General features: G+C 36.9%; 19 protein-coding genes. 11 read left to right on the top strand and 8 right to left on the bottom strand.

Annotated features, from left to right (window positions below):
* Positions 1-335: 335 nt before the first annotated feature.
* From BMSHG_RS25155 to dnaA, 8 genes are all read right to left on the bottom strand, one after another.
* Positions 336-1,409, bottom strand: a complete 1,074-nt coding sequence (locus BMSHG_RS25155; protein WP_019157233.1) for an HD-GYP domain-containing protein — start codon at positions 1,407-1,409, stop codon at positions 336-338.
* Positions 1,410-1,553: 144 nt separating this feature from the next.
* Positions 1,554-4,079 carry a DNA gyrase subunit A gene (gene gyrA / locus BMSHG_RS25150; RefSeq protein ID WP_019157232.1) on the bottom strand — a complete coding sequence of 842 codons (2,526 nt, stop codon included), beginning with the start codon at positions 4,077-4,079 and terminating at the stop codon, positions 1,554-1,556.
* Between the two features lie 85 nt (positions 4,080-4,164).
* Positions 4,165-6,096, bottom strand: a complete 1,932-nt coding sequence (gyrB, locus tag BMSHG_RS25145; protein ID WP_019157231.1) for a DNA topoisomerase (ATP-hydrolyzing) subunit B — start codon at positions 6,094-6,096, stop codon at positions 4,165-4,167.
* Between the two features lie 138 nt (positions 6,097-6,234).
* On the bottom strand, positions 6,235-6,483 hold the full coding sequence (gene remB / locus BMSHG_RS25140; protein ID WP_019157230.1) for an extracellular matrix regulator RemB: 249 nt from the start codon (positions 6,481-6,483) through the stop codon (positions 6,235-6,237).
* Between the two features lie 10 nt (positions 6,484-6,493).
* A complete protein-coding gene (gene recF / locus BMSHG_RS25135) occupies positions 6,494-7,612 on the bottom strand; it encodes a DNA replication/repair protein RecF (RefSeq protein ID WP_019157229.1) in 1,119 nt (372 codons plus the stop codon).
* 33 nt (positions 7,613-7,645) lie between these two features.
* Complete coding sequence (gene yaaA, locus BMSHG_RS25130; RefSeq protein WP_019157228.1) at positions 7,646-7,858, bottom strand: S4 domain-containing protein YaaA; 213 nt, start codon at positions 7,856-7,858, stop codon at positions 7,646-7,648.
* Positions 7,859-7,990: 132 nt separating this feature from the next.
* Positions 7,991-9,127: a DNA polymerase III subunit beta gene (gene dnaN / locus BMSHG_RS25125; protein ID WP_019157227.1), complete on the bottom strand. Its 1,137-nt coding sequence runs from the start codon at positions 9,125-9,127 to the stop codon at positions 7,991-7,993.
* Positions 9,128-9,456: 329 nt separating this feature from the next.
* Positions 9,457-10,803 (bottom strand): chromosomal replication initiator protein DnaA, encoded by a 1,347-nt coding sequence (gene dnaA, locus BMSHG_RS25120; protein ID WP_019157226.1) that lies wholly within the window; start codon positions 10,801-10,803, stop codon positions 9,457-9,459.
* A gap of 662 nt (positions 10,804-11,465) precedes the next feature.
* Here dnaA and rpmH point away from each other — a divergent pair.
* The 11 genes from rpmH to BMSHG_RS26955 all read left to right on the top strand — a co-directional run.
* A complete protein-coding gene (gene rpmH, locus BMSHG_RS25115) occupies positions 11,466-11,600 on the top strand; it encodes a 50S ribosomal protein L34 (protein WP_009796313.1) in 135 nt (44 codons plus the stop codon).
* A 195-nt stretch (positions 11,601-11,795) separates the two neighbouring features.
* Positions 11,796-12,158 carry a ribonuclease P protein component gene (gene rnpA, locus BMSHG_RS25110; protein WP_019157225.1) on the top strand — a complete coding sequence of 121 codons (363 nt, stop codon included), beginning with the start codon at positions 11,796-11,798 and terminating at the stop codon, positions 12,156-12,158.
* 231 nt (positions 12,159-12,389) lie between these two features.
* Positions 12,390-13,166: a YidC family membrane integrase SpoIIIJ gene (gene spoIIIJ, locus BMSHG_RS25105; RefSeq protein ID WP_019157224.1), complete on the top strand. Its 777-nt coding sequence runs from the start codon at positions 12,390-12,392 to the stop codon at positions 13,164-13,166.
* Positions 13,163-13,780, top strand: coding sequence for an RNA-binding cell elongation regulator Jag/EloR (jag, locus tag BMSHG_RS25100; protein WP_019157223.1), 618 nt, complete (start codon positions 13,163-13,165; stop codon positions 13,778-13,780). Before spoIIIJ ends, jag begins: the two co-directional genes overlap by 4 nt.
* 286 nt (positions 13,781-14,066) lie before the next feature.
* The gene (gene mnmE / locus BMSHG_RS25095) at positions 14,067-15,452 is read left to right on the top strand and encodes a tRNA uridine-5-carboxymethylaminomethyl(34) synthesis GTPase MnmE (RefSeq protein WP_019157222.1); all 1,386 of its coding nucleotides are present in this window, start codon (positions 14,067-14,069) and stop codon (positions 15,450-15,452) included.
* A 33-nt stretch (positions 15,453-15,485) separates the two neighbouring features.
* Positions 15,486-17,375: a tRNA uridine-5-carboxymethylaminomethyl(34) synthesis enzyme MnmG gene (mnmG, locus tag BMSHG_RS25090; protein WP_019157221.1), complete on the top strand. Its 1,890-nt coding sequence runs from the start codon at positions 15,486-15,488 to the stop codon at positions 17,373-17,375.
* A gap of 129 nt (positions 17,376-17,504) precedes the next feature.
* Positions 17,505-18,221 carry a 16S rRNA (guanine(527)-N(7))-methyltransferase RsmG gene (rsmG, locus tag BMSHG_RS25085; RefSeq protein ID WP_019157220.1) on the top strand — a complete coding sequence of 239 codons (717 nt, stop codon included), beginning with the start codon at positions 17,505-17,507 and terminating at the stop codon, positions 18,219-18,221.
* Positions 18,222-18,389: 168 nt separating this feature from the next.
* A complete protein-coding gene (noc, locus tag BMSHG_RS25080; protein ID WP_019157219.1) occupies positions 18,390-19,271 on the top strand; it encodes a nucleoid occlusion protein in 882 nt (293 codons plus the stop codon).
* A 212-nt stretch (positions 19,272-19,483) separates the two neighbouring features.
* Positions 19,484-20,245: a ParA family protein gene (locus BMSHG_RS25075; protein WP_019157218.1), complete on the top strand. Its 762-nt coding sequence runs from the start codon at positions 19,484-19,486 to the stop codon at positions 20,243-20,245.
* On the top strand, positions 20,238-21,098 hold the full coding sequence (locus BMSHG_RS25070; RefSeq protein ID WP_019157217.1) for a ParB/RepB/Spo0J family partition protein: 861 nt from the start codon (positions 20,238-20,240) through the stop codon (positions 21,096-21,098). The genes BMSHG_RS25075 and BMSHG_RS25070 overlap by 8 nt, the downstream gene beginning before the upstream one ends.
* 115 nt (positions 21,099-21,213) lie before the next feature.
* Positions 21,214-21,505: DUF554 family protein (locus BMSHG_RS26955; RefSeq protein WP_034659423.1), on the top strand; the 292-nt coding region annotated here is incomplete at its 3' end.

The raw sequence follows: 21,505 nt of genomic DNA, 5'->3' as shown, positions 1-21,505 counted from the left end.
GAATCTCCAATGTCTGTCGAAGCTGTACAGTCGCCTTCACTATTATATGTTGACGTATGATTTGTTTAGTTTTCAAAGTACAATAATGATTTTTCACGCTAGTGAAAATATCTTTCGCTAAATGTATTCATTTCGTTAAAACGAAATTATCATTCGTTTTAACTTATCGCTCAGAAGCGACTTTAATAATATACCATTTCAAAATTACTTCGTCAACCCTTTTTAACAAAAAACATTTTCATGATTTTTCGTCTTTGTTGACTTCAATAAGTATACCAGCCTATGTATAAAAAATCAAGGGTAACTTATGCTCATTCAAACAGACTATAGGATTTCTAAATTACCTCTTCAATAAAAATATTACGATGTTTTTCGAGTTGAATAATTTCATTCGTATCAATCACTTTTATTAATGGTCGTGTCGGGGATTTTTCTTCGATAAATAGGATTTCAGCCATTTCTCCATCTGATAGTTTCACTTTACTGCCAATCGAAAAATTCATGATTCCTGATTGTAAGGCCCTAATTACAGAAATATCAAATTTGCCAAAGCTATCTTCCATAATCATCTCTAATACTTTAAATGGAGATTGTTTTTGACGATAAAGACGCGCAGAAGTCATTGCATGAAAAGTATCTGCAACAGCAATGATTTTTGCAAAGCGATGAATTTTTTGGGCTCCACGTGGGTAGCCGCTGCCATCAAGTCTTTCGTGGTGCTGATAGATGGAAATTTTTGCATCATCTCTTAATAAATTACTTCCTTGAATCATTTTATAACTATAAATAGGGTGATTCTTTATTTCTTCAAATTCAGTACTTGTTAATGCACCGTTTTTATTAAGAAGACGAGTCGATACTTTCGCCATACCACAGTCAGCTAAACACCCAGCCAAAGCAAGTTGAACTATGTCGCCTTTATTATACTTAAGCTTTTTTCCAATAAAAGCACTAAGTAAAGCCACGGCAATCGAATGTTGATACAAATATTCTTTTTCAGTAGATAAATGGTGAAGAAAGAACACCTCTCCAGCATTACTCTCTAGTTCTTCTATTAAAGGAATTAAAATGGATCTTACTTTCGTAATATCTAGCTGGAACCCAGATTGCCATTTTGAAAATTCTTTTTTGTAATCTCTTACTGCTTCTAAAAATAAATCAGTGAAAGCCAGATGATGCTCTGAGAGCTCCTCTACTATTTCCTCTTCAATAATTTCAGATGGAATAAATGGGGTTCCGTTAACGAGTGTTCTTTGAACATTTACCTCAGTAATTAAAAAGGCATGTAAATATTGAATTAATTCTTGAGTTAGGATGGTTTTACTAGGCATGATTGGACGGTTTGTTAGGCTCATTACATCCTCTATTAAAATACATCCTTCTTTTAGCTCACTAACTTTTACTCGCATTCGAAACACCTCAAAAACAAATTAGGCTGTTTTATCTAGAAACAGCAGATTGACTACTAGTCTTATAGACTATATTACTTGATTTTTCATCAAATGGCTATAATATGTAAAAAAGCTGTAGAGCTTTAGCCCTACAGCTTTTATTTATTCTTCAGAAGGGGAATCTTCGTGGTTCTCTTCTACAACCTCGTTATTCTCATCCACCATTTCTGAGTCTTCCTCACTGCTTTCTTCTTCTTTTTCAACTTTAGCTACGGTTGAAACAAATTCATTTTCATTTTCATTCAAACGAATTAATCGAACACCTTGAGTATTTCTTCCCATTGTAGAAATATCTCCAACTGCCATCCTAATAATGACACCACCTGTAGTGATAATCATTAAATCTTCATCGCCAGTTACTGCTTTCATAGAGACCAAATCACCATTCTTATCGGTAATGTTGCACGTTTTGATCCCTTTACCACCTCTACCTTGAACTCGATATTCTTCAGCAGGTGTGCGCTTCCCATAACCATTTTTCGTCACGATTAGAATATCTGAATTCTCATCCAACACTTCCATGCCGATGACTTCATCATTTTCGTGATTAATGGATATTCCTTTTACGCCAGTGGCCGTTCTTCCCATTGAGCGTACATCTGTCTCAGGGAAACGAATGAGCATACCGTTTTTCGTTCCAATAATAATTTCCTTATTGCCGTCAGTAAGGCGTACAGAGATTAACTCATCGCCTTCTCTTAAATTCAAGGCGATTAAGCCATTATTACGGATATTTGCAAATGAAGATAGTGGTGAACGTTTCGATACACCTTCTTTTGTCGTAAAGAATAGGAACCAATCATCGACGAATTCTGTTACCGGAATGATTGCATTGACCCATTCACCTTTATCCACTTCTAACAGATTAATAATTGGAAGCCCCTTCGCTGTACGAGAAAATTCAGGAATTTCATACCCCTTTGCACGGTATACCTTCCCCTTATTCGTAAAGAATAGGAGGGTATCATGTGTCGACGTTGTAATGAGGTGTTCTACGAAATCATCCTCATTTGTTCCCATCCCTTGAATTCCTCTACCACCACGTTTTTGTGCACGATATGTTGAAACAGGTAATCTTTTCACATACCCATTATGAGTAATCGTCACAACGATATTTTCACGTGGGATTAAATCCTCGTCCTCAATATTTTCAAGACCTGCCGTCACAATTTCTGTACGACGTTTGTCATTATAGCGTTCTTTAATTTCGAGTAGTTCTTCACGAATGATTTCCAAAATCTTTTCTTCGTCTGCTAAAATCGCTTTTAATTCTGCGATTAGATTCATTAAGTTTTGATATTCTTCTTCGATCTTTTCGCGTTCTAAACCAGTTAGACGCTGCAAGCGCATATCTAATATCGCTTGTGCTTGCTTTTCAGATAATCCGAAGGTAGACATTAAACCTTCTCTAGCTATTTCAGTTGTTTGTGAACCGCGAATCAAAGCAATGACTTCATCAATATGATCTAAAGCGATTCGTAAGCCTTCTAAAATATGAGCCCGTGCTTCTGCTTTACGTAGTTCAAACTCTGTTCTACGACGAATAACAACTTGCTGATGTTGTAGATAATAGTGTAAGCATTCTTTTATATTCAGAACCTTCGGATGCCCATTTACGAGGGCAAGCATATTGATTCCGAAGCTTGTCTGTAAGGCTGTATGCTTGTACAAATTATTCAAAAGAACATTGGCATTCGCATCCTTACGAACCTCAATAACAATACGCATTCCTTTACGATCTGACTCATCTCGTAAATCGGTGATGCCATCAATCTTTTTATCACGTGCTAATTCAGCGATTTTTTCAATTAATCTCGCTTTATTTACTTGATAAGGAAGTTCTTTAACAAGAATAACTTCTTTACCATTCGATTTTTGTTCGATTTCAACTTTAGCACGTAACGTAATCGAACCTCTTCCTGTTTCGTAAGCCTTTCGGATACCGCTCCGACCAAGAATTAATCCAGCAGTTGGAAAGTCTGGTCCTGGAATAATATCCATCAGTTCTTGAATCGTAATATCCGGATCCTTACTAACGGCTAGTACGCCATCAATGACTTCTCCGAGCTGGTGAGGGGGGATGTTCGTTGCCATCCCAACTGCGATTCCAGTGGTACCATTGATTAAAAGATTTGGGAAACGGGCAGGAAGAACGACAGGTTCTCTCTCTTCACCATCATAGTTGTCTTGATAATCGATGGTATCTTTGTTAATGTCTCTTAAAAGTTCCATCGAAATTTTGGACATACGAGATTCTGTATAACGCATAGCTGCGGCCGCATCACCATCAACCGAACCAAAATTCCCGTGTCCGTCTACCAACATATAACGATAGTTGAAGTCCTGCGCCATACGTACCATCGTTTCATACACAGCAGAGTCACCATGAGGATGGTATTTACCGATTACATCTCCAACAATACGAGCGGATTTTTTATAAGGCTTATCTGCATGGATTCCTAAATCATGCATAGCATATAAAATACGACGGTGCACAGGTTTCAATCCATCGCGAACGTCAGGCAGGGCACGTGAAACGATAACACTCATCGCATAATCTAAAAATGAGGAGCGCATTTCTTGACTAATATTAATTTCTTTAACTTGCGGATTTGAAGTTTCAGACATGAAGAAACCTCCTTTTCAAGAGTGAATTCCTTAGACTTTAAGTATAAAAAGGATAGTGGGTATACGAGCTATCCTTATGGATGAACTAAATATCCAAATTCTTAACGTATTGAGCATTCTCTTCGATAAAGTTACGACGTGGTTCAACCTTATCGCCCATTAGAATCTCAAATGTTTCATCTGCTTCAATCGCATCTTCAAGACTGACTTGAAGCATCGTTCTTCTCTCTGGATCCATCGTCGTTTCCCATAATTGTTCTGGGTTCATTTCCCCAAGACCTTTGTATCGTTGGATATTCGGTTTAGGTTGACTAGGAAGTTCTGCAAAAATTCGATCGAGTTCTTTATTATCATACGCATACTCGATTCGTTTTCCTTGTTGTACTTTGTACAATGGTGGCTGTGCAATATAAATAAAACCAGCTTCAATAATTTTTCTCATATAGCGATAGAAGAAGGTTAACAATAGGGTACGAATATGGGCACCATCAACATCAGCATCAGTCATAATGACAATCTTATGGTATCTGGCTTTAGCAATATCAAATTCTTCACCAATCCCCGTTCCACAAGCTGTAATGATTGCACGAACTTCATTATTGGATAGAATTCGGTCAAGACGCGCCTTCTCTACATTCAAAATCTTACCTCTCAATGGCAAAATCGCTTGGAAATGACGGTCACGACCTTGTTTAGCCGATCCACCAGCTGAATCACCCTCAACGATATATAGTTCACTAATTGAAGGATCTTTGGAAGAACAATCAGCTAATTTACCAGGTAAACTTGAAACCTCAAGGGCACTTTTTCTTCTTGTTAGTTCCCTTGCTTTTTTCGCAGCTAGTCTTGCTCTTGTTGCCATTAAGCCTTTATCAACAATTTTTCGGGCTACAGAAGGGTTCTCTAAGAGAAATTTTTCAAAATGCTCAGCAAAGATCGTATCTGTTGCAGCTCTTACTTCCGAATTCCCAAGTTTTGTTTTTGTTTGTCCCTCAAATTGGGGATCTGGATGCTTAATCGAAATAATTGCCGTTAATCCTTCGCGGACATCATCACCTGTAAGGTTGGCATCACTTTCTTTAAAAAGGCCATTTTTTCTTGCATAGTCATTGATAATTCTCGTTAACGCTGTTTTGAAACCAGATTCATGTGTTCCGCCTTCATATGTGTGAATATTATTCGCAAATGAATAAATATTTTCAGTATACCCTTCGTTATACTGAAGAGATACTTCGATGGCGATCCCATCTTTTTCACCCTCAATAAAGATGGGTTCCTCGTGGAGGACATCCTTCGTACGGTTTAAATGCTCAACGTAAGATTTAATTCCGCCTTCATAATGATATTCATTGCGTTTTTTCTCTTCGAGTCGTTTATCTTCAATTGAGATTTTCAAACCTTTATTTAAAAAGGCAAGCTCACGTGTACGGGTTGCGAGCGTATCGAAATCATACTCTAGTGTTTCGGTGAAAATTTCCGGATCCGGTTGAAAATGAATCGTCGTTCCCGTATGGTCTGTTTCTCCGATTATCTTCAAATCCTCACATGGTACACCACGCTCATATTTTTGATAATGAATATGATCATCGCGATGCACATACACTTCTAGATAAGTAGATAGGGCATTAACAACAGAGGCACCAACACCATGAAGACCACCTGAAACTTTATAGCCTCCGCCACCAAACTTACCACCTGCATGGAGAACAGTCATAATGACTTCAACCGCAGGACGGCCCATTTTTTCCTGGATCCCAACAGGAATCCCTCGACCGTTATCTACTACCGTGATACTGTTATCCTTTTCTATAAAAACATCTATTTCAGTACAAAATCCTGCTAATGCTTCATCGATACTGTTATCAACAATTTCCCAAACTAAATGGTGCAATCCTTTAGCACTTGTTGAACCAATGTACATTCCTGGACGTTTACGAACCGCCTCGAGACCTTCTAAAACCTGTATCTGTTCGGCATCGTAGGATTGTCCTTGCACAGCTTCTTGTTCCGTAGCCACAGTCAATCACCTACACTTTCTAATAAACTCAACTAAGTTACTGATGAGCATTTCTCTTTTTAAATGGTTTTCAGATATAAAAATAATAAAGACTTTGAATAGGTTAAAAAAGAAAAAAGTCTACCTCTTAACCCATTGCTAAATTTCTTGCAATGCTGGTTTAGTTGAACGTTTTTTCAATGTTCCTGAAGCTAAAGGGGAGTAATAGACCGCTTTTTCAGTAATAACAATTGATTTAAACGTGCCTTTTGTAAGAGGAATCATATCCTTACTCTTCTGACCTATCAGCTCTTGCATATATTGAGAGGATTTTACGGTTTCTTTATCTAGAATGGCGATTATTTCTACCGCTCTCACAAGAATATCCTCTCCTAAATGAACATACATTGTTCTCACCTCACTGAATTTTTTCAATCCAACCTGATTCAACCTTAAAAGTGGATGCCTCTTTTAAGGTTTGATGATCAATCCCATCTACGTTTGTTGTCGTTACAAATGTTTGGACTTTTCCTTGAATCGTGTTTAATAAATGAGATTGTCGAAAATCATCTAATTCAGAAAGAACATCATCAAGCAATAAAATAGGATATTCATTGATTTCCGAACGGATTAATTCTATTTCAGCTAATTTTAATGAGAGGGCAGTTGTTCTTTGTTGGCCTTGTGAACCAAATGTTTGCACATCACGATTATTCACATGAAAGAGAAGGTCGTCTCGATGAGGACCAAATAACGTTACACCTCTTTCAATTTCTCTTGTTTTTACTTTTAAAAATTTTTCTTCGAATACTTCTACCATTTTCGACAAAACTTGGTCTTCTGATACGTCTACAGAGGGTTTATAGTGAATTTTTAACGTTTCTAAATCCCTAGATATCCCTTTATGTATCGGGATCGCCCAATTTTCAAGCAACTGAATGAATTCAAAACGTTTGGAAATGATTTTCACGGCCGTTTCGATAAATTGTTCAGTTAAAATATCAAGCATCGTCATATCTGTTTGTTTTTTCAATTGTAAAAGCTTCAAGTAGTGATTTCGTTGCTGTAATATTTTTTGATATTGCCCAATATCATGTAAATAAACAGGGGATACCTGACCGATCTCCATATCAATAAAACGACGCCTTACTTGAGGGCTCCCTTTAACTAAATGGAGATCTTCAGGCGCGAACATCACTACATTCATATTTCCGATATATTGACTGAGCTTCTGCTGCTCGATATGGTTACATTTTGCTTTTTTGCCTTTTTTAGAAATGACTAACTCCATCGGAATGGAACCGTGCCTTTTTTTGACCCTACCTTCTATTTTAGCATATTCTTCGTCCCAGCGAATAAGATCTTTATCATTTGATGTCCGGTGGGATTTCGCCATCGCTAAAACATAGATAGATTCCATGACATTCGTCTTCCCTTGAGCATTTTCTCCAAGAATAACATTGACCTTATTGTCAAATGGAATTTCTAGTTCTTTATAATTCCGGTAATTTTTCAATTGTAAATGCTCAATATACATCGACGATACATCCTTTTAAAAAATCCTATATTTCTAAACGATCTCAAAAGAGCCAGTATTTAGTATCGTGATTTTATCTCCGACACGTAGCTTTCTTCCTCTTCTTTGATCCTGTTCACCATTTACTTTAATCTCGTATTCGCTTAAAAACCATTTGGCCATTCCACCCGAATCAATTAATTCTGCTAGTTTTAAGAATTGACCTAATGTAATGTATTCCGTTTCAATTTTGATTTTTTGTATCACTTTGTCACTCTTTTCTTCTTTTCGTCTTATTTTTATATTTTACTAAATAAATGAACGATAGACAAAGAAAAGAAAGAGGGGAAAGGGGCGTAGAATAAATAAAGCCACCAGCATTGCTGGTGACTCATTATTTTAGTAAGTTCTTACTGGTAAAATCAGTTGTAATATTGAATCGTCATTAAGTGGACGGATTAAGAATGGTCTCATCGCACCAGTGAAACTAATTTTGATTTCATGACCTTCTAATGTCTTCAACGCATCCATAACATATTTGGCACTAAAAGAAATTTTAAGTTCTTCTCCATCAATCGTTTGTGCGATTAGTTCCTCAATAACTTTCCCGATTTCAGGTGTGTTAGAAGAAATTTCAATCCCTTTGTTTTCTAATGTTGCAAGACGCACGACATTATTTCGACCCTCACGTGCTAATAAGGAAGCACGATCAATCGCATGCAAGAAATCCTTTGTATTTACTATCACTTCAGTCTTATTTTCAGCAGGAATTAATCTTGAAGTATCAGGATAATTCCCCTCTAGTAAACGAGAGAAGAATAATAAATGTTTCGCTTTGAAGAGCACTTGATTTTCCGTAATGACAATGTCTACTAACTCGTTATTATCATCGAGAATTTTACTTAATTCATTTAAGCTTTTCCCAGGAATTACGACATTGAACATTTTATCAGATTCAATCTCAATCTTCGCTTTTCTTAAAGCTAAGCGATGACTATCTGTTGCAATACAGATTAATTCCCCATTTTCAACCTTCCAGTTTACACCTGTCAACACAGGGCGTGTTTCTGAGGTGGACACTGCGAAAACCGTTTGCCGGATAAGTGCTTTTAGTAAATCGGTTGGAATTTTAAAAGCATCTTCTTCCTCTACTTGAGGTAGACGAGGATACTCATCTGGATCTAATCCATTTAAATTAAACTCTGATTTTCCTGAACGAATCACGATTTGAAGCTGATTTTGCACTTCCATTTCAACAAAATCGGTAGGTAACTTTTTAACAATTTCACTAAAAAACTTCGCTTGTAAAACGATAGCTCCTTTTTCTTTTATTTCTACAATTTCGTCTCCTTCTTCCTCTCTCGGAATGAAAGATTCGATCGAAATATCGGAGTCACTTCCTGTTAATGTTACTCCTTCATCATCTGCAACTATTTTGATTCCAGTTAAAATGGGAATAGTCGTTCTGCTAGTGACTGCTTTCATAACATCTTGAACACTTTGTACGAGACGATCCCGTTGGATTATAAATCGCATTTGTTTAATCCTCCGTTTGACATTTTATATATATATTTTTTTATAAAAAAGTAATAGAAGTACTAGTAGGCCCTGTTAGTATGTGGATAACTCAGAAAATCGAAAGGAAACACAGTCTATCCACATGTGGACAGACTGTGTGTAAACATGGTCATGTTATGCACATAATTCAGAATTGAACTCATTTGTTTTGCTGTTTTCGAAAAATCTAGAAGTCGTTTTATCCTACATATTTCGATTTCAGCTATACATGGATTGTATTCTTTTTCCTCTTTTAACTTCGAAGAGGAGAGTACAGCTTTTTTAGAACTACTTTGCAAAAAAGAGCCTTATATTTTTAAGAGTTCATTAATTTCTTTCATTTGATTTTGAAATTGAACATCGGTTTGCATCAGGTTTGAAATCTTTTCATGTGCGTGAATGACGGTTGTATGATCACGCCCACCAAATTCTTCCCCTATTTTAGGAAGGGAAAAATCAGTCAGTTCCCTTGCTAAATACATGGCAATTTGTCTTGGAAAAGCAACAGATTTTGTCCGTTTTTTGGCCTTGAAATCTTCAAGCTTCACATTAAAATATTCCCCGACTGTTTGTTGAATATCGAGGATCGTGATCATTTTTGGTTTTGAACTTGGAATGATATCCTTCAATGCTTCAGCAGCAAGATCGGCATTAATATCCTTATTAATCAAAGATGAATAGGCGACAACGCGAATTAAAGCACCTTCTAATTCACGAATATTTGAGTCGATTTGATTGGCAATATAAAGCATGACTTCATTCGGAATATCTAGTCCTTCTGCTTTCGCTTTTTTCCGCAAGATCGCAATCCTCGTCTCTAAATCAGGAGGAGTAATGTCAGTAATTAAGCCCCATTCGAATCGAGAACGTAGACGATCCTCTAAAGTTGGTATTTCCTTTGGAGGGCGGTCACTTGATATGACAATTTGTTTATTTTCTTCATGCAAAGTATTAAAAGTATGGAAAAATTCTTCTTGAGTTGATTCTTTTCCAGCTAAAAATTGAATATCATCAATTAGTAGGACATCAACTTTTCGATATTTATTGCGAAATTCAGCTGCTTTATTGTCACGAATGGAGTTAATAAATTCATTCGTGAATTTTTCTGAAGATAAATAAACGACTTTTGCTGAAGGATTATGCTCCAGTACATAATGGCCAATCGCATGCATTAAATGGGTTTTTCCTAATCCTACGCCTCCGTAGATAAATAATGGGTTGTAGGCCTTTGCTGGTGCTTCCGCTACTGCCAATGATGCGGCATGAGCAAAGCGGTTTCCTGAACCGATAACAAATGTGTCAAACGTATTTTTTGGATTTAACATCGTTAAGGGTAGTTCTGTCTGTTCCTCATCCTTCTGTATCTTTTTCGGAGGATTTGGTAAGTCGACATCATCTTCTTGTTTGTTTTGCGGAATAATAAATTTTACATCGAGTTCTTCTCCAGTTATCTCAAATAATATGCTGGAGATTAGTTCGGAATAACGCTCTTCTAGCCAATCTCTTGCAAATTCATTTGGAGCCGTAACCGTTAAAGTGTCTTTTTTGAGAGAATGGGCCGTTGTAGATTTCAACCAAGTATCATAGCTTGGTTTACTAATCTTTTTCTCGATACTAGAGAGCGCATTATTCCAAAGATCCGCAATATTTTCCAATCGTTTTCCCTCCTTCTTCCTTAGTGGAACCGATCATGATCAAATAAAAAACAAGGCTAATGAGTGCCCATTGTATAAATAGATGTGAAAAATATATTAAAATACGAAATCTAACTGTGGAAAACTATATAATAAGGAAATTAAGTAGGATTTCGACAATATCCACTATATGTGGACAAAGTTTTTCAAGGGGAGTGAATAAACTGTCCACATCATATCCACAATCTGTGGATAAATAAGTTATACACAAAGATCTATCCAAGGTGAAAACACAACTATAATATCAAATAATACGTTGGTGTGCAATGGTTTTTCTTGTTTTATCCACAACAAGTACATCTTGTGGATGTAAATTGTCCACAGTGAAATAATGTGTGAAAAAGCTGTCAATATGTATTGTGGATAATAAAGAAACTTGTCGAAAGTTATACACAGCTTGAAATGAATAAGCGGAAATTGTAAAAATTGCTCTTTCAGAAAAGTTCTTTTTGCTCACAAAATTATTCTTGGGATAGAAGAAAATCGTGATAAAAAAATATGGAGCTGTCGAGTATAGCTTTCCAAATTAAAGGATTTTTTATATAAGGTTGACATTTTCATGGTTTGCTCTATATAATTGTTTAGACTGTCTTTAACAGCTATTCCTCAGGGAGGTGTCATATATGAAAAGAACATTTCAACCAAATAAGCGTAAGAGAAGTAAAGTTCATGGATTCCGTAGTCGTATGAGCTCTGCGAACGGACGTAAAGTTCTAGCTCGTCGTCGTCAAAAAGGAAGAAAAGTATTATCTGCTTAGGCCACTGAATAATCAGTGGTCTTTTTTCTCATTCTTTTTTATGGTAGAGAATGAGTAATGAGAAGTCTTATTCTAGATTGAAGGAATACGTTTATTTTCTTGATTTGACGTATAGATCTATTATTGGAAGATGATAATCTTAACGTATAACATGGATATTTTTCTCGATGAAAGAGTCGATTTGAAGGTGAGAAAGTGAAGAAAGAGAATAGAGTAAAGAAAAATAAAGAGTTTCAAGAGATCTTTAAAAAAGGGAAATCTTTTGCAAATCGTCAGTTCGTTGTTTACTCTTTAAAAAGACCGGGACAGGCCCATTTTCGCATTGGTCTCTCAGTTAGTAAAAAGCTAGGGAATGCGGTCACAAGGAATCAAATTAAACGATACATACGCCAGGCAATTTTAGAGCTTGAGGGAGAATTACACAATGAATATGATTATATTATCATTGCGAGAAAGCCTGCTGCTGAAATGAATTTCTTTGAAGTAAAGAACAGTTTAATTCATGTCCTTAAGATTTCTAAGGTTCTTAAATGGAAAAAAACAAACTCCCACTCATAATTTTTAAAGAAGGCATATTTTTCTACAGCACGGACGATCAAAAGATGGTACAATACTCTTGATTCGTGAAAAAATAGACCGTTTTCATAGAAAAGTTAAGACCATTAATTTGAGTTATATCGATTCCATTTTACGCATAGGAGATTTGGACAAGCGTAACACCTACTTCCTATCAAACTAAAATGAAATGGATTAAAATGAATATAGTTTTTTATAAGGAGGAAATAACGGTTGAAGAAGAGAATGTTTCTTATAATCGGATTGATCTTACTAACGACACTATTAACAGGGTGTACGGAGTACAATCAACCGATCACTTCCGAAAGTGAAGGTTTTTGGAATGAGTATATCGTCTATCCATTATCAAAATTTATCATAATGGTGGCAGATTTCACTGGTGACTATGGGTTGTCCATTATTATTGTCACGATTTTAATTCGACTATTAATATTGCCATTAATGATTAAGCAAACGAAGAGCTCAAAGGCAATGCAAGCCATTCAACCAGAAATGCAAGCGTTAAAAGAAAAATATAGCTCTAAAGATCAAAAGACACAGCAAAAGTTGCAACAGGAAACAATGGCATTATTTCAAAAACACAATATTAATCCGTTAGCTGGCTGTTTTCCTATTTTGATTCAAATGCCAATTCTAATTGGATTTTATCATGCGATTTCAAGAACAAGAGAAATTGCTGAGCATAACTTCTTATGGTTCGATTTAGGTTCTCCAGATCCGATTTATTTATTGCCACTAATTGCAGGTGCTACAACTTTTATCCAACAAAAAATGATGATGGCAGGAACAGCTAATCAAAATCCTCAAATGGCAATGATGCTTTGGTTAATGCCAATCATGATCATCATTTTTGCAATTAGTTTCCCGGCAGCATTATCTTTATATTGGGTTGTCGGAAACTTGTTTATGATTGTCCAAACCTATTTTATTAAAGGTCCAGATTTAAAAACACAAAAAGAAACTGGTAAAGCGGGAGGAGCAAAAAAGTGAAACAGGTAACTGCTGCAGGACAAACTGTCGAAGAAGCAGTCAAATCGGCTTTAGCTCAACTAGAAATAACAGAAGACCGCGCAGAAATATCCATTATTGATGAAGGAAAAAAAGGCATTTTTGGCTTTGGATCACGACCAGCTGTCGTAAAAGTAACAGCAAAAATGGATCCAGTCGAAGAAGCCAAACAATTTTTAACAGATGTAAGTGAAAAAATGGGTGTAAATGTAGAAATTGAAGTGTTAAGAGATGGAAAACAGGTCCAATTCATCCTCTCAGGGGATAAAATTGCACTATTAATTGGTAAAAGAGGACAAACTTTAAATTCGCTCCAATATTTAACACAACTCGTTATCAATCGTTTTTCAGATCAATACTTCCATGTATTATTGGACGCAGAAGATTATCGAAAGAGAAGAAATGAAACATTGGTGCATTTAGCTGAGCGTCTCGCTCAAAAGGCACTTAAATCAGGGAAAAAGGTTTCATTAGAACCGATGCCATCCTATGAGCGAAAAGTGATTCATACCGCTTTAATGGAAAATGGACGGATCAAAACCTATTCCGATGGTGTCGAACCAAATCGACATATTGTTATTTCTCCAATAAAATAACATGATAAAGTAAGCACTATACTCTTTGTTTTGAGTATAGTGTTTTTTTATGTGCTTTAAAATCCTTATACATGTGCTGTGATTACGTTTTATTGTTATTCACATGTGGATAAGTTAAAATAAGCGTAGTTATTTATGGAAATTCGTAAAAATGTGGATAACTAAACGATATTTCTTTATCCACAGATAAGGCTATGGTATTCTATAATTTTGGATATAGCTTGTGGACATTTACGAAAAAACCACAATCATTACGAAAACAGCGTATAAGAAAGAGGTGTTAAGGATGCAATTAGATACGATCGCAGCAATATCAACTCCAATGGGTGAGGGAGCAATTGCTATTGTAAGATTAAGTGGTGATAGAGCCATTGAAATTGCAGGAACCTTATTCCGAGGGGTTGGTGGGAAGAAGCTAACCGATGTTGCATCCCATACCATCCATTATGGACATTTACTGGACCTTAAAACAATGGAAGTAGCAGAGGAAGTAATGGTTTCCGTAATGAAGGGACCTAAAACATTTACAAAAGAAGACGTAATTGAAATAAATTGTCATGGTGGACTCGTATCGGTGAACCGAGTATTGCAACTTGTACTAAATGCAGGAGCAAGATTAGCAGAACCAGGGGAGTTCACAAAAAGGGCGTTTTTAAATGGACGAATTGACTTATCACAAGCAGAAGCGGTAATGGATCTGATACGAGCGAAGACAGATCGCGCAATGAACGTCGCTTTAGGGCAAATGGATGGACGTCTATCAAGGCTTATTCAGAAGCTTCGTCAGGAAATTTTAGAAACGTTAGCCCATGTCGAAGTCAATATTGATTATCCTGAGTATGATGATGTGGAGGAAATGACTCATCAGCTGCTGATTGAGAAAGCTACCTATGTGAAAAAGGAAATCGAAATGCTGCTACAAACATCGCAACAAGGGAAAATATTAAGAGAAGGACTTTCAACGGTCATTGTCGGACGACCAAACGTAGGCAAATCTTCTTTATTAAATAGTTTAGTTCAAGAAAATAAAGCAATTGTGACAGATATACCTGGAACGACTCGTGATGTCATTGAAGAATATGTCAATGTGAGAGGGGTACCTTTAAGACTATTAGACACAGCGGGTATTCGCGAAACCGAAGATATTGTCGAAAGAATTGGTGTCGAACGTTCTCGCCAAGTATTAAAAGAGGCAGATTTAATCCTATTGGTTCTAAATTATGCTGATGAGTTAACGCCAGAAGATGAGAATATTTTTAAAGCAGTAGAAGGAATGGATGTCATCGTTATTGTGAATAAAACGGATCTTCCACAAAAAATTGATCTCGCTCGAGTGAAGGGATTAGCGAAGGATCATAAGCTTGTGACCACCTCTTTATTAGAGGATGTTGGAGTCAATGAATTGGAAGAGGCCATTGCGTCTTTATTCTTCGCAGGCTCAATTGAAGCAGGGGATATGACTTATGTTTCTAACAGTCGTCATATTGCTTTATTAAATCAAGCACTTCATGCGATAGAAGAATCGATTTCAGGAGTTGAAGCGGGAGTTCCGATCGATATTGTGCAAATTGATTTAACCCGAACATGGGAACTGCTTGGTGAAATTATCGGGGAAAGTGTACATGAAAGTTTAATTGATCAATTATTCTCCCAGTTCTGTTTAGGGAAATAATGTGATATATACGATTTTAAAGGAGGCAGCGTGATGCAATACGAGGCTGGAAATTATGATGTTATCGTCATCGGTGCTGGCCATGCTGGTGCAGAAGCAGGCCTAGCAGCCGCACGCCAGGGTGCAAAAACATTAGTATTAACAATAAATTTAGATATGGTTGCGTTTATGCCGTGTAATCCTTCTGTTGGAGGTCCCGCAAAGGGAATTGTCGTAAGAGAGATTGATGCTCTTGGTGGGGAAATGGGGCGGAATATTGATAAAACCTATATTCAAATGCGCATGCTAAATACAGGAAAAGGTCCTGCTGTACGTGCGTTACGTGCGCAAGCGGATAAGTTTGCTTATCAACATGAAATGAAAAAAACGATGGAAAATGAGCCTAACTTGACACTTGTGCAAGGAATGGTTGAAGAATTAATCGTAGAGGATGATATATGTAAAGGGGTAATCACGAAAACGGGTGCTACTTACAAGGCAAAAACAGTCGTTATTACTACGGGGACCTTTTTACGAGGAGAAATCATCTTAGGAGAACTGAAATATTCAAGCGGTCCGAACAATCAACAGCCATCGATTCGCTTATCAGAGCATCTGGAACAGTTAGGTTTTGATTTAGTTCGTTTTAAAACAGGAACACCGCCAAGAGTAAATAGTCACACGATTGACTATAGTAAAACAGAGATCCAACCAGGGGATGATGTACCACGAGCATTCTCTTATGAGACAACAAAATATATTACAGAGCAGCTTCCATGCTGGCTCACATACACGAATGATAAGACCCATCAAATTATTGATGATAATTTACATCGTTCACCGATGTATTCCGGCATGATTAAAGGGACAGGACCACGTTATTGTCCTTCCATCGAAGATAAAGTCGTTCGTTTTAATGATAAACCTAGACATCAACTGTTCTTAGAGCCTGAAGGAAAAAATACGCAAGAGGTATACGTACAAGGTCTATCAACAAGTTTACCAGAGGACGTACAGCAAAAAATTCTTCATACAATTCCGGGCTTAGAAAATGTACAAATGATGCGAGCAGGATATGCGATTGAATATGACGCAATTGTTCCGACACAATTATGGCCGACGCTTGAAACAAAGAAAATCCAAAATCTTTATACAGCTGGCCAAATCAATGGAACATCAGGCTATGAGGAAGCTGCAGGACAAGGACTTATGGCTGGGATTAATGCAGGGCGAAGAGCACTTGGCAAAGAAGAAGTGATCTTAAGCCGCTCTGATGCTTATATTGGCGTCCTTATTGATGATTTAGTCACAAAAGGGACGAATGAGCCGTATCGACTGCTCACATCACGTGCTGAGTATCGCCTCCTTTTAAGACATGATAATGCAGATTTACGATTAACTGACATTGGTTACAAAATTGGTTTGATCAGTGAGGAGCGATACGAGAAATTTTTAAGCAAAAAGGCAGCAGTTGAGGCGGAAAAAGAAAGACTAAAATCGATTAGAATTAAGCCAAAACCAGAAGTTCAAGAACTGATCAAAAGTCAAGGTGGCAGCGAACTGAAGGATGGCATTATGGCGAATGATCTATTAAAGAGACCTGAAATGTCCTATGAACATATTGAAGCAATCGTTCCAAGTGAGCTAGAGCTTGACGATGAAGTGAAAGAACAGGTTGAAATTCAAATTAAATACGAAGGTTATATTGAAAAATCACTGCAGCAGGTAGACCGTCTGAAGAAAATGGAGAATAAGAAAATTCCTGTTGATCTTGATTATGACGCCATTAGTGGACTTGCTTCAGAAGCAAGACAGAAGCTGAAAAAAGTGCTCCCTTTATCGATCGCACAGGCGTCACGTATTTCTGGTGTAAATCCAGCCGATATTTCCATTTTACTTGTTTACTTAGAACAAGGAAAAATTGCAAAAGTATCAAATGAGTAAACTCTTTTTGTAAGAAACGAGTAAATAGTACTTTCATACAGTGGAACCTACTCTAAAAGGTTCCACTCTTTACATAGAAGCTATGCTCCCTAGGTGTGGGATGATTTCAAGGGTAGAAAGGGATGACTTATGAGAACAGAACAATTTCAAGAATTGCTTTTAGAAAAAGGAGTAACACTTTCCTCTGAACAACTAGCTCAGTATGAAACATACTATCATACATTGGTAGAGTGGAATGAAAAGATGAATTTAACAGCGATCACGGAGAAAGAAGATGTATATTTAAAGCACTTTTATGACTCGATTACAGCTTCCTTTTATTATGATTTTAATCGTTCTACTTCCCTTTGTGATGTTGGAGCAGGTGCAGGTTTCCCTAGCATTCCCATCAAGATTGCTTTTCCAGAATTACGCATTACGATCGTTGATTCTTTAAATAAAAGAATTACGTTTCTCGAGCATTTGGCGAAACAATTGAAGCTAGACAATGTTCGCTTCATTCATGATCGGGCTGAAACATTTGGACAGAATAAGGAACATCGAGAAACTTATGATATCGTCACGGCAAGAGCTGTTGCACGTCTTTCTGTTCTAAGTGAGCTCTGTCTACCTCTTACAAAAGTAGGTGGGACTTTTATTGCGATGAAGGCAGCTAGTGCAAAAGAAGAAATTGATGCAGGGAAAAAAGCAATCGCCACATTAGGTGGAAAGATAGAAGAGCTGCACTCTTTTCAATTGCCGATAGAAGAAAGTGAGCGAAATATTGTTATCATCAAAAAAGAAAAGCCTACTCCTAAAAAATATCCGAGAAAGCCGGGAGTTCCAAATAAAACCCCAATAGCGTAATTTTTATAAAAAAATTTACCTTCTAATCGGGGAGTACCTTTTTTAGTAGAAATGTGGCATAATTTTTAGTAGAGTGAAATCGGTTCATCTCATAGATTTACATGCAGGAATAATTCCTTTTATAGAGAATGTATTAGTTAGGGAGTTTCGTAAAGGTGGTGCAAGGTGATGAAGCAATCTTTCTCACGCTTTTTTGGCCTAGGCGAAAAGGAAGACCAAATGGAAGCAGAAACAGATATGGGGGAAACGACTGAATCTGTAGAGGAAACGGTTAGAGAAGCGATCCATCAAATCCCCATAGATGATATTGTGCCAAATCGTTTTCAACCAAGAACGGTTTTTGATGAAGATAAGATCGATGAACTTTCCCGTACGATTCATACTCATGGCATCATACAACCGATAGTCGTGAGAGAATATGAGTCAGGAAAGTTTGAAATTATCGCTGGTGAACGTAGATGGAGAGCGATGAAGAAGCTTGGCTGGGATACCGTACCAGCAATATTGAAGCAAATGAATGATACGGAAACGGCCTCTGTCGCTTTAATAGAAAACTTACAAAGGGAAGAGCTTTCTCCAATTGAAGAGGCGATGGCCTATGGAAAGCTGCTAGAGTTACATAATTTAACTCAAGAAGCACTTGCCCAACGATTAGGAAAAGGTCAGTCCACCATTGCGAATAAACTTCGCTTGTTGAAATTACCACAAGAAGTTCAAGATGCCTTATTAGCAAAAGTCATTACAGAGCGCCATGCTCGCTCACTTATTCCGTTGAAGGATCCGGAGAAACAAGTTAAATTGCTTGCAGAAATTATTGAAAAGAATTTAAATGTGAAGCAAACGGAAGAAAGGGTTGTAAGACTGCTTGAACAACCAAAGGATAAAGCGAAGCCACAGAGAAAGGCTTTTAGCAAGGATATGAGAATTGCCGTTAATACAATTAGACAATCCTTATCCATGGTATCTGATAGTGGGATTAATTTAGATTCTGAGGAAGAAGAATTTGAGGAATATTATCAATTTACGATTAAAATTCCGAAGAAAAAATAATACCATTCATTCAACTATTGAGAAATTAAACGTTCAGTTTAGTTTCTCTTATTTTTGTTTAAAAGCAAAAATAGATTCTGGAAATGAAAAAAAATGATACTCTATTATTTTTCGTGATAAAATAGAATACATGATTGCTAGTTTATGTATGTTTGTTGAGATTTTTAAACAAAATGTACAAACAGCTAATGGAAATGAAGGTAGGTGTTACCGTGGGCAAAATAATATCAATTGCAAATCAAAAAGGAGGAGTTGGCAAAACGACTACCTCTGTTAATTTAGGTGCCTGCTTAGCATATATAGGGAAAAAGGTATTAATGGTGGATATCGATCCTCAAGGAAATGCGACAAGCGGTGTCGGACTGGAAAAAGCCGATATTGATCAATGTGTCTACGATGTATTAGTAGAAGATGTTGAGGCCATTAAGGTGATTCGTCCTACAGGAGTGGAAAACCTTGATGCCATTCCAGCCACGATTCAATTAGCTGGTGCAGAAATTGAACTTGTTCCAACGATTTCAAGAGAGGTTCGCTTGAAACGTGCATTGGAAGAAGTAAAGGATCGTTATGATTATATCATCATCGATTGTCCTCCATCCCTAGGACTTCTCACATTAAATGCATTGACTGCTTCGGATGCAGTTTTGATTCCAGTGCAATGTGAATATTATGCTTTAGAAGGATTAAGTCAATTACTGAATACAGTTAGACTTGTGCAAAAACATTTAAATCATGACCTGAAAATTGAAGGTGTCCTTTTAACAATGCTGGATGCTCGGACAAACCTTGGATTACAGGTTATTGAAGAAGTGAAAAAATACTTTCAGGATAAGGTTTATCAAACGGTTATCCCAAGAAATATTCGCTTAAGTGAAGCACCGAGTCATGGGGAGCCAATTATTATATATGATCCGAAATCTAGAGGTGCGGAAGTATATTTAGATTTAGCAAAGGAAGTGGCTGTACATGGCTAAAGGATTAGGAAAAGGACTAGACGCTTTTTTTGCTAATATTGAGCCTGAAAAGGACGAAGCTGTAAGAGAAATTAGTCTGAAGGAACTTCGTCCAAACCCATATCAACCACGAAAAATCTTCGAAAAAGAAGCAATTGAAGAGTTGAAGAATTCGATATTAGAGCACGGGATATTACAGCCGATTATTGTTCGAAAAAGTATTAAAGGATACGAAATTGTTGTCGGGGAAAGACGATTTAGGGCAGCGAAGGAAGCAAAACTTGAAACAGTTCCCGTTGTTGTTCGTGAACTTTCAGAGCAGCAGATGATGGAATTAGCGGTTTTGGAGAATTTACAACGTGAAGATTTAACCCCGATTGAAGAAGCTTCAGCGTACCAATTGTTAATGGAGAAGTTGAAGGTTACTCAGGAACAACTGGCAAAAAGGTTAGGGAAGAGTCGCCCTCATATCGCCAACCATATTCGTTTGCTATCTTTACCACCTCAGATTCAACAACTTATTTCTGACGGAAAGATTTCAATGGGGCATGGACGAGCGCTTCTTGGTCTTAGAAAAAAAGAAAAGCTACCACTTCTGACTGAAAAAGTGATGAAGGAAGGTTTAAACGTTCGCCAATTAGAGCAATTAATTCAAGATATAAACGAAAATGTTTCACGTGAAACAAAAAAGCCAAAACCAGAAAAAAATGTCTTTATTCGTACGCAGGAATCTTACCTTCGTGAACGATTTGGGACAACTGTGAATATAAAACAAAGTAAAAATAAAAAGAAGGGAAAAATTGAAATTGAATTTTTCTCGGGTGAAGATTTAGAAAGAATTCTTGAATTGTTAGAAGCGGATCAATCTTCATAAAGCCATCTTTGGATGGTTTATTTTTTTGGTAAAATTAGAATCGATTACATCTTTGTGTACCAAAAAGAGAGTACCAACAGAACAAATCGAAATACGTGTAATCTAGGTGAAGCATATGTTTTTAATTGGAACACTTGTAAACGGACTATTGATTATAATAGGAACTGTACTAGGAAAACTCTTTCATCGCATTCCAGAAGGGATGAAAGGAACAGTTATGCACGCTATTGGCTTAGCTGTTGTAGTATTAGGTTTGCAAATGGGTTTTAAAAGTGAAAATTTCTTAATTGTTATCTTAAGCTTAGTTTTTGGTGCAGTCATCGGAGAATATTGGAAATTAGATGACAAGCTTAACCAAGTAGGGGACTGGCTTGAAAAGAAAATAGGCAAAGGGAATGGACAAGGGA

This window comes from Robertmurraya massiliosenegalensis JC6 (genome assembly GCF_000311725.1).
GTDB classification, from domain to species: Bacteria; Bacillota; Bacilli; order Bacillales; family Cytobacillaceae; genus Robertmurraya; species Robertmurraya massiliosenegalensis.
This window is presented reverse-complemented; position numbering and strand designations above follow the sequence as displayed.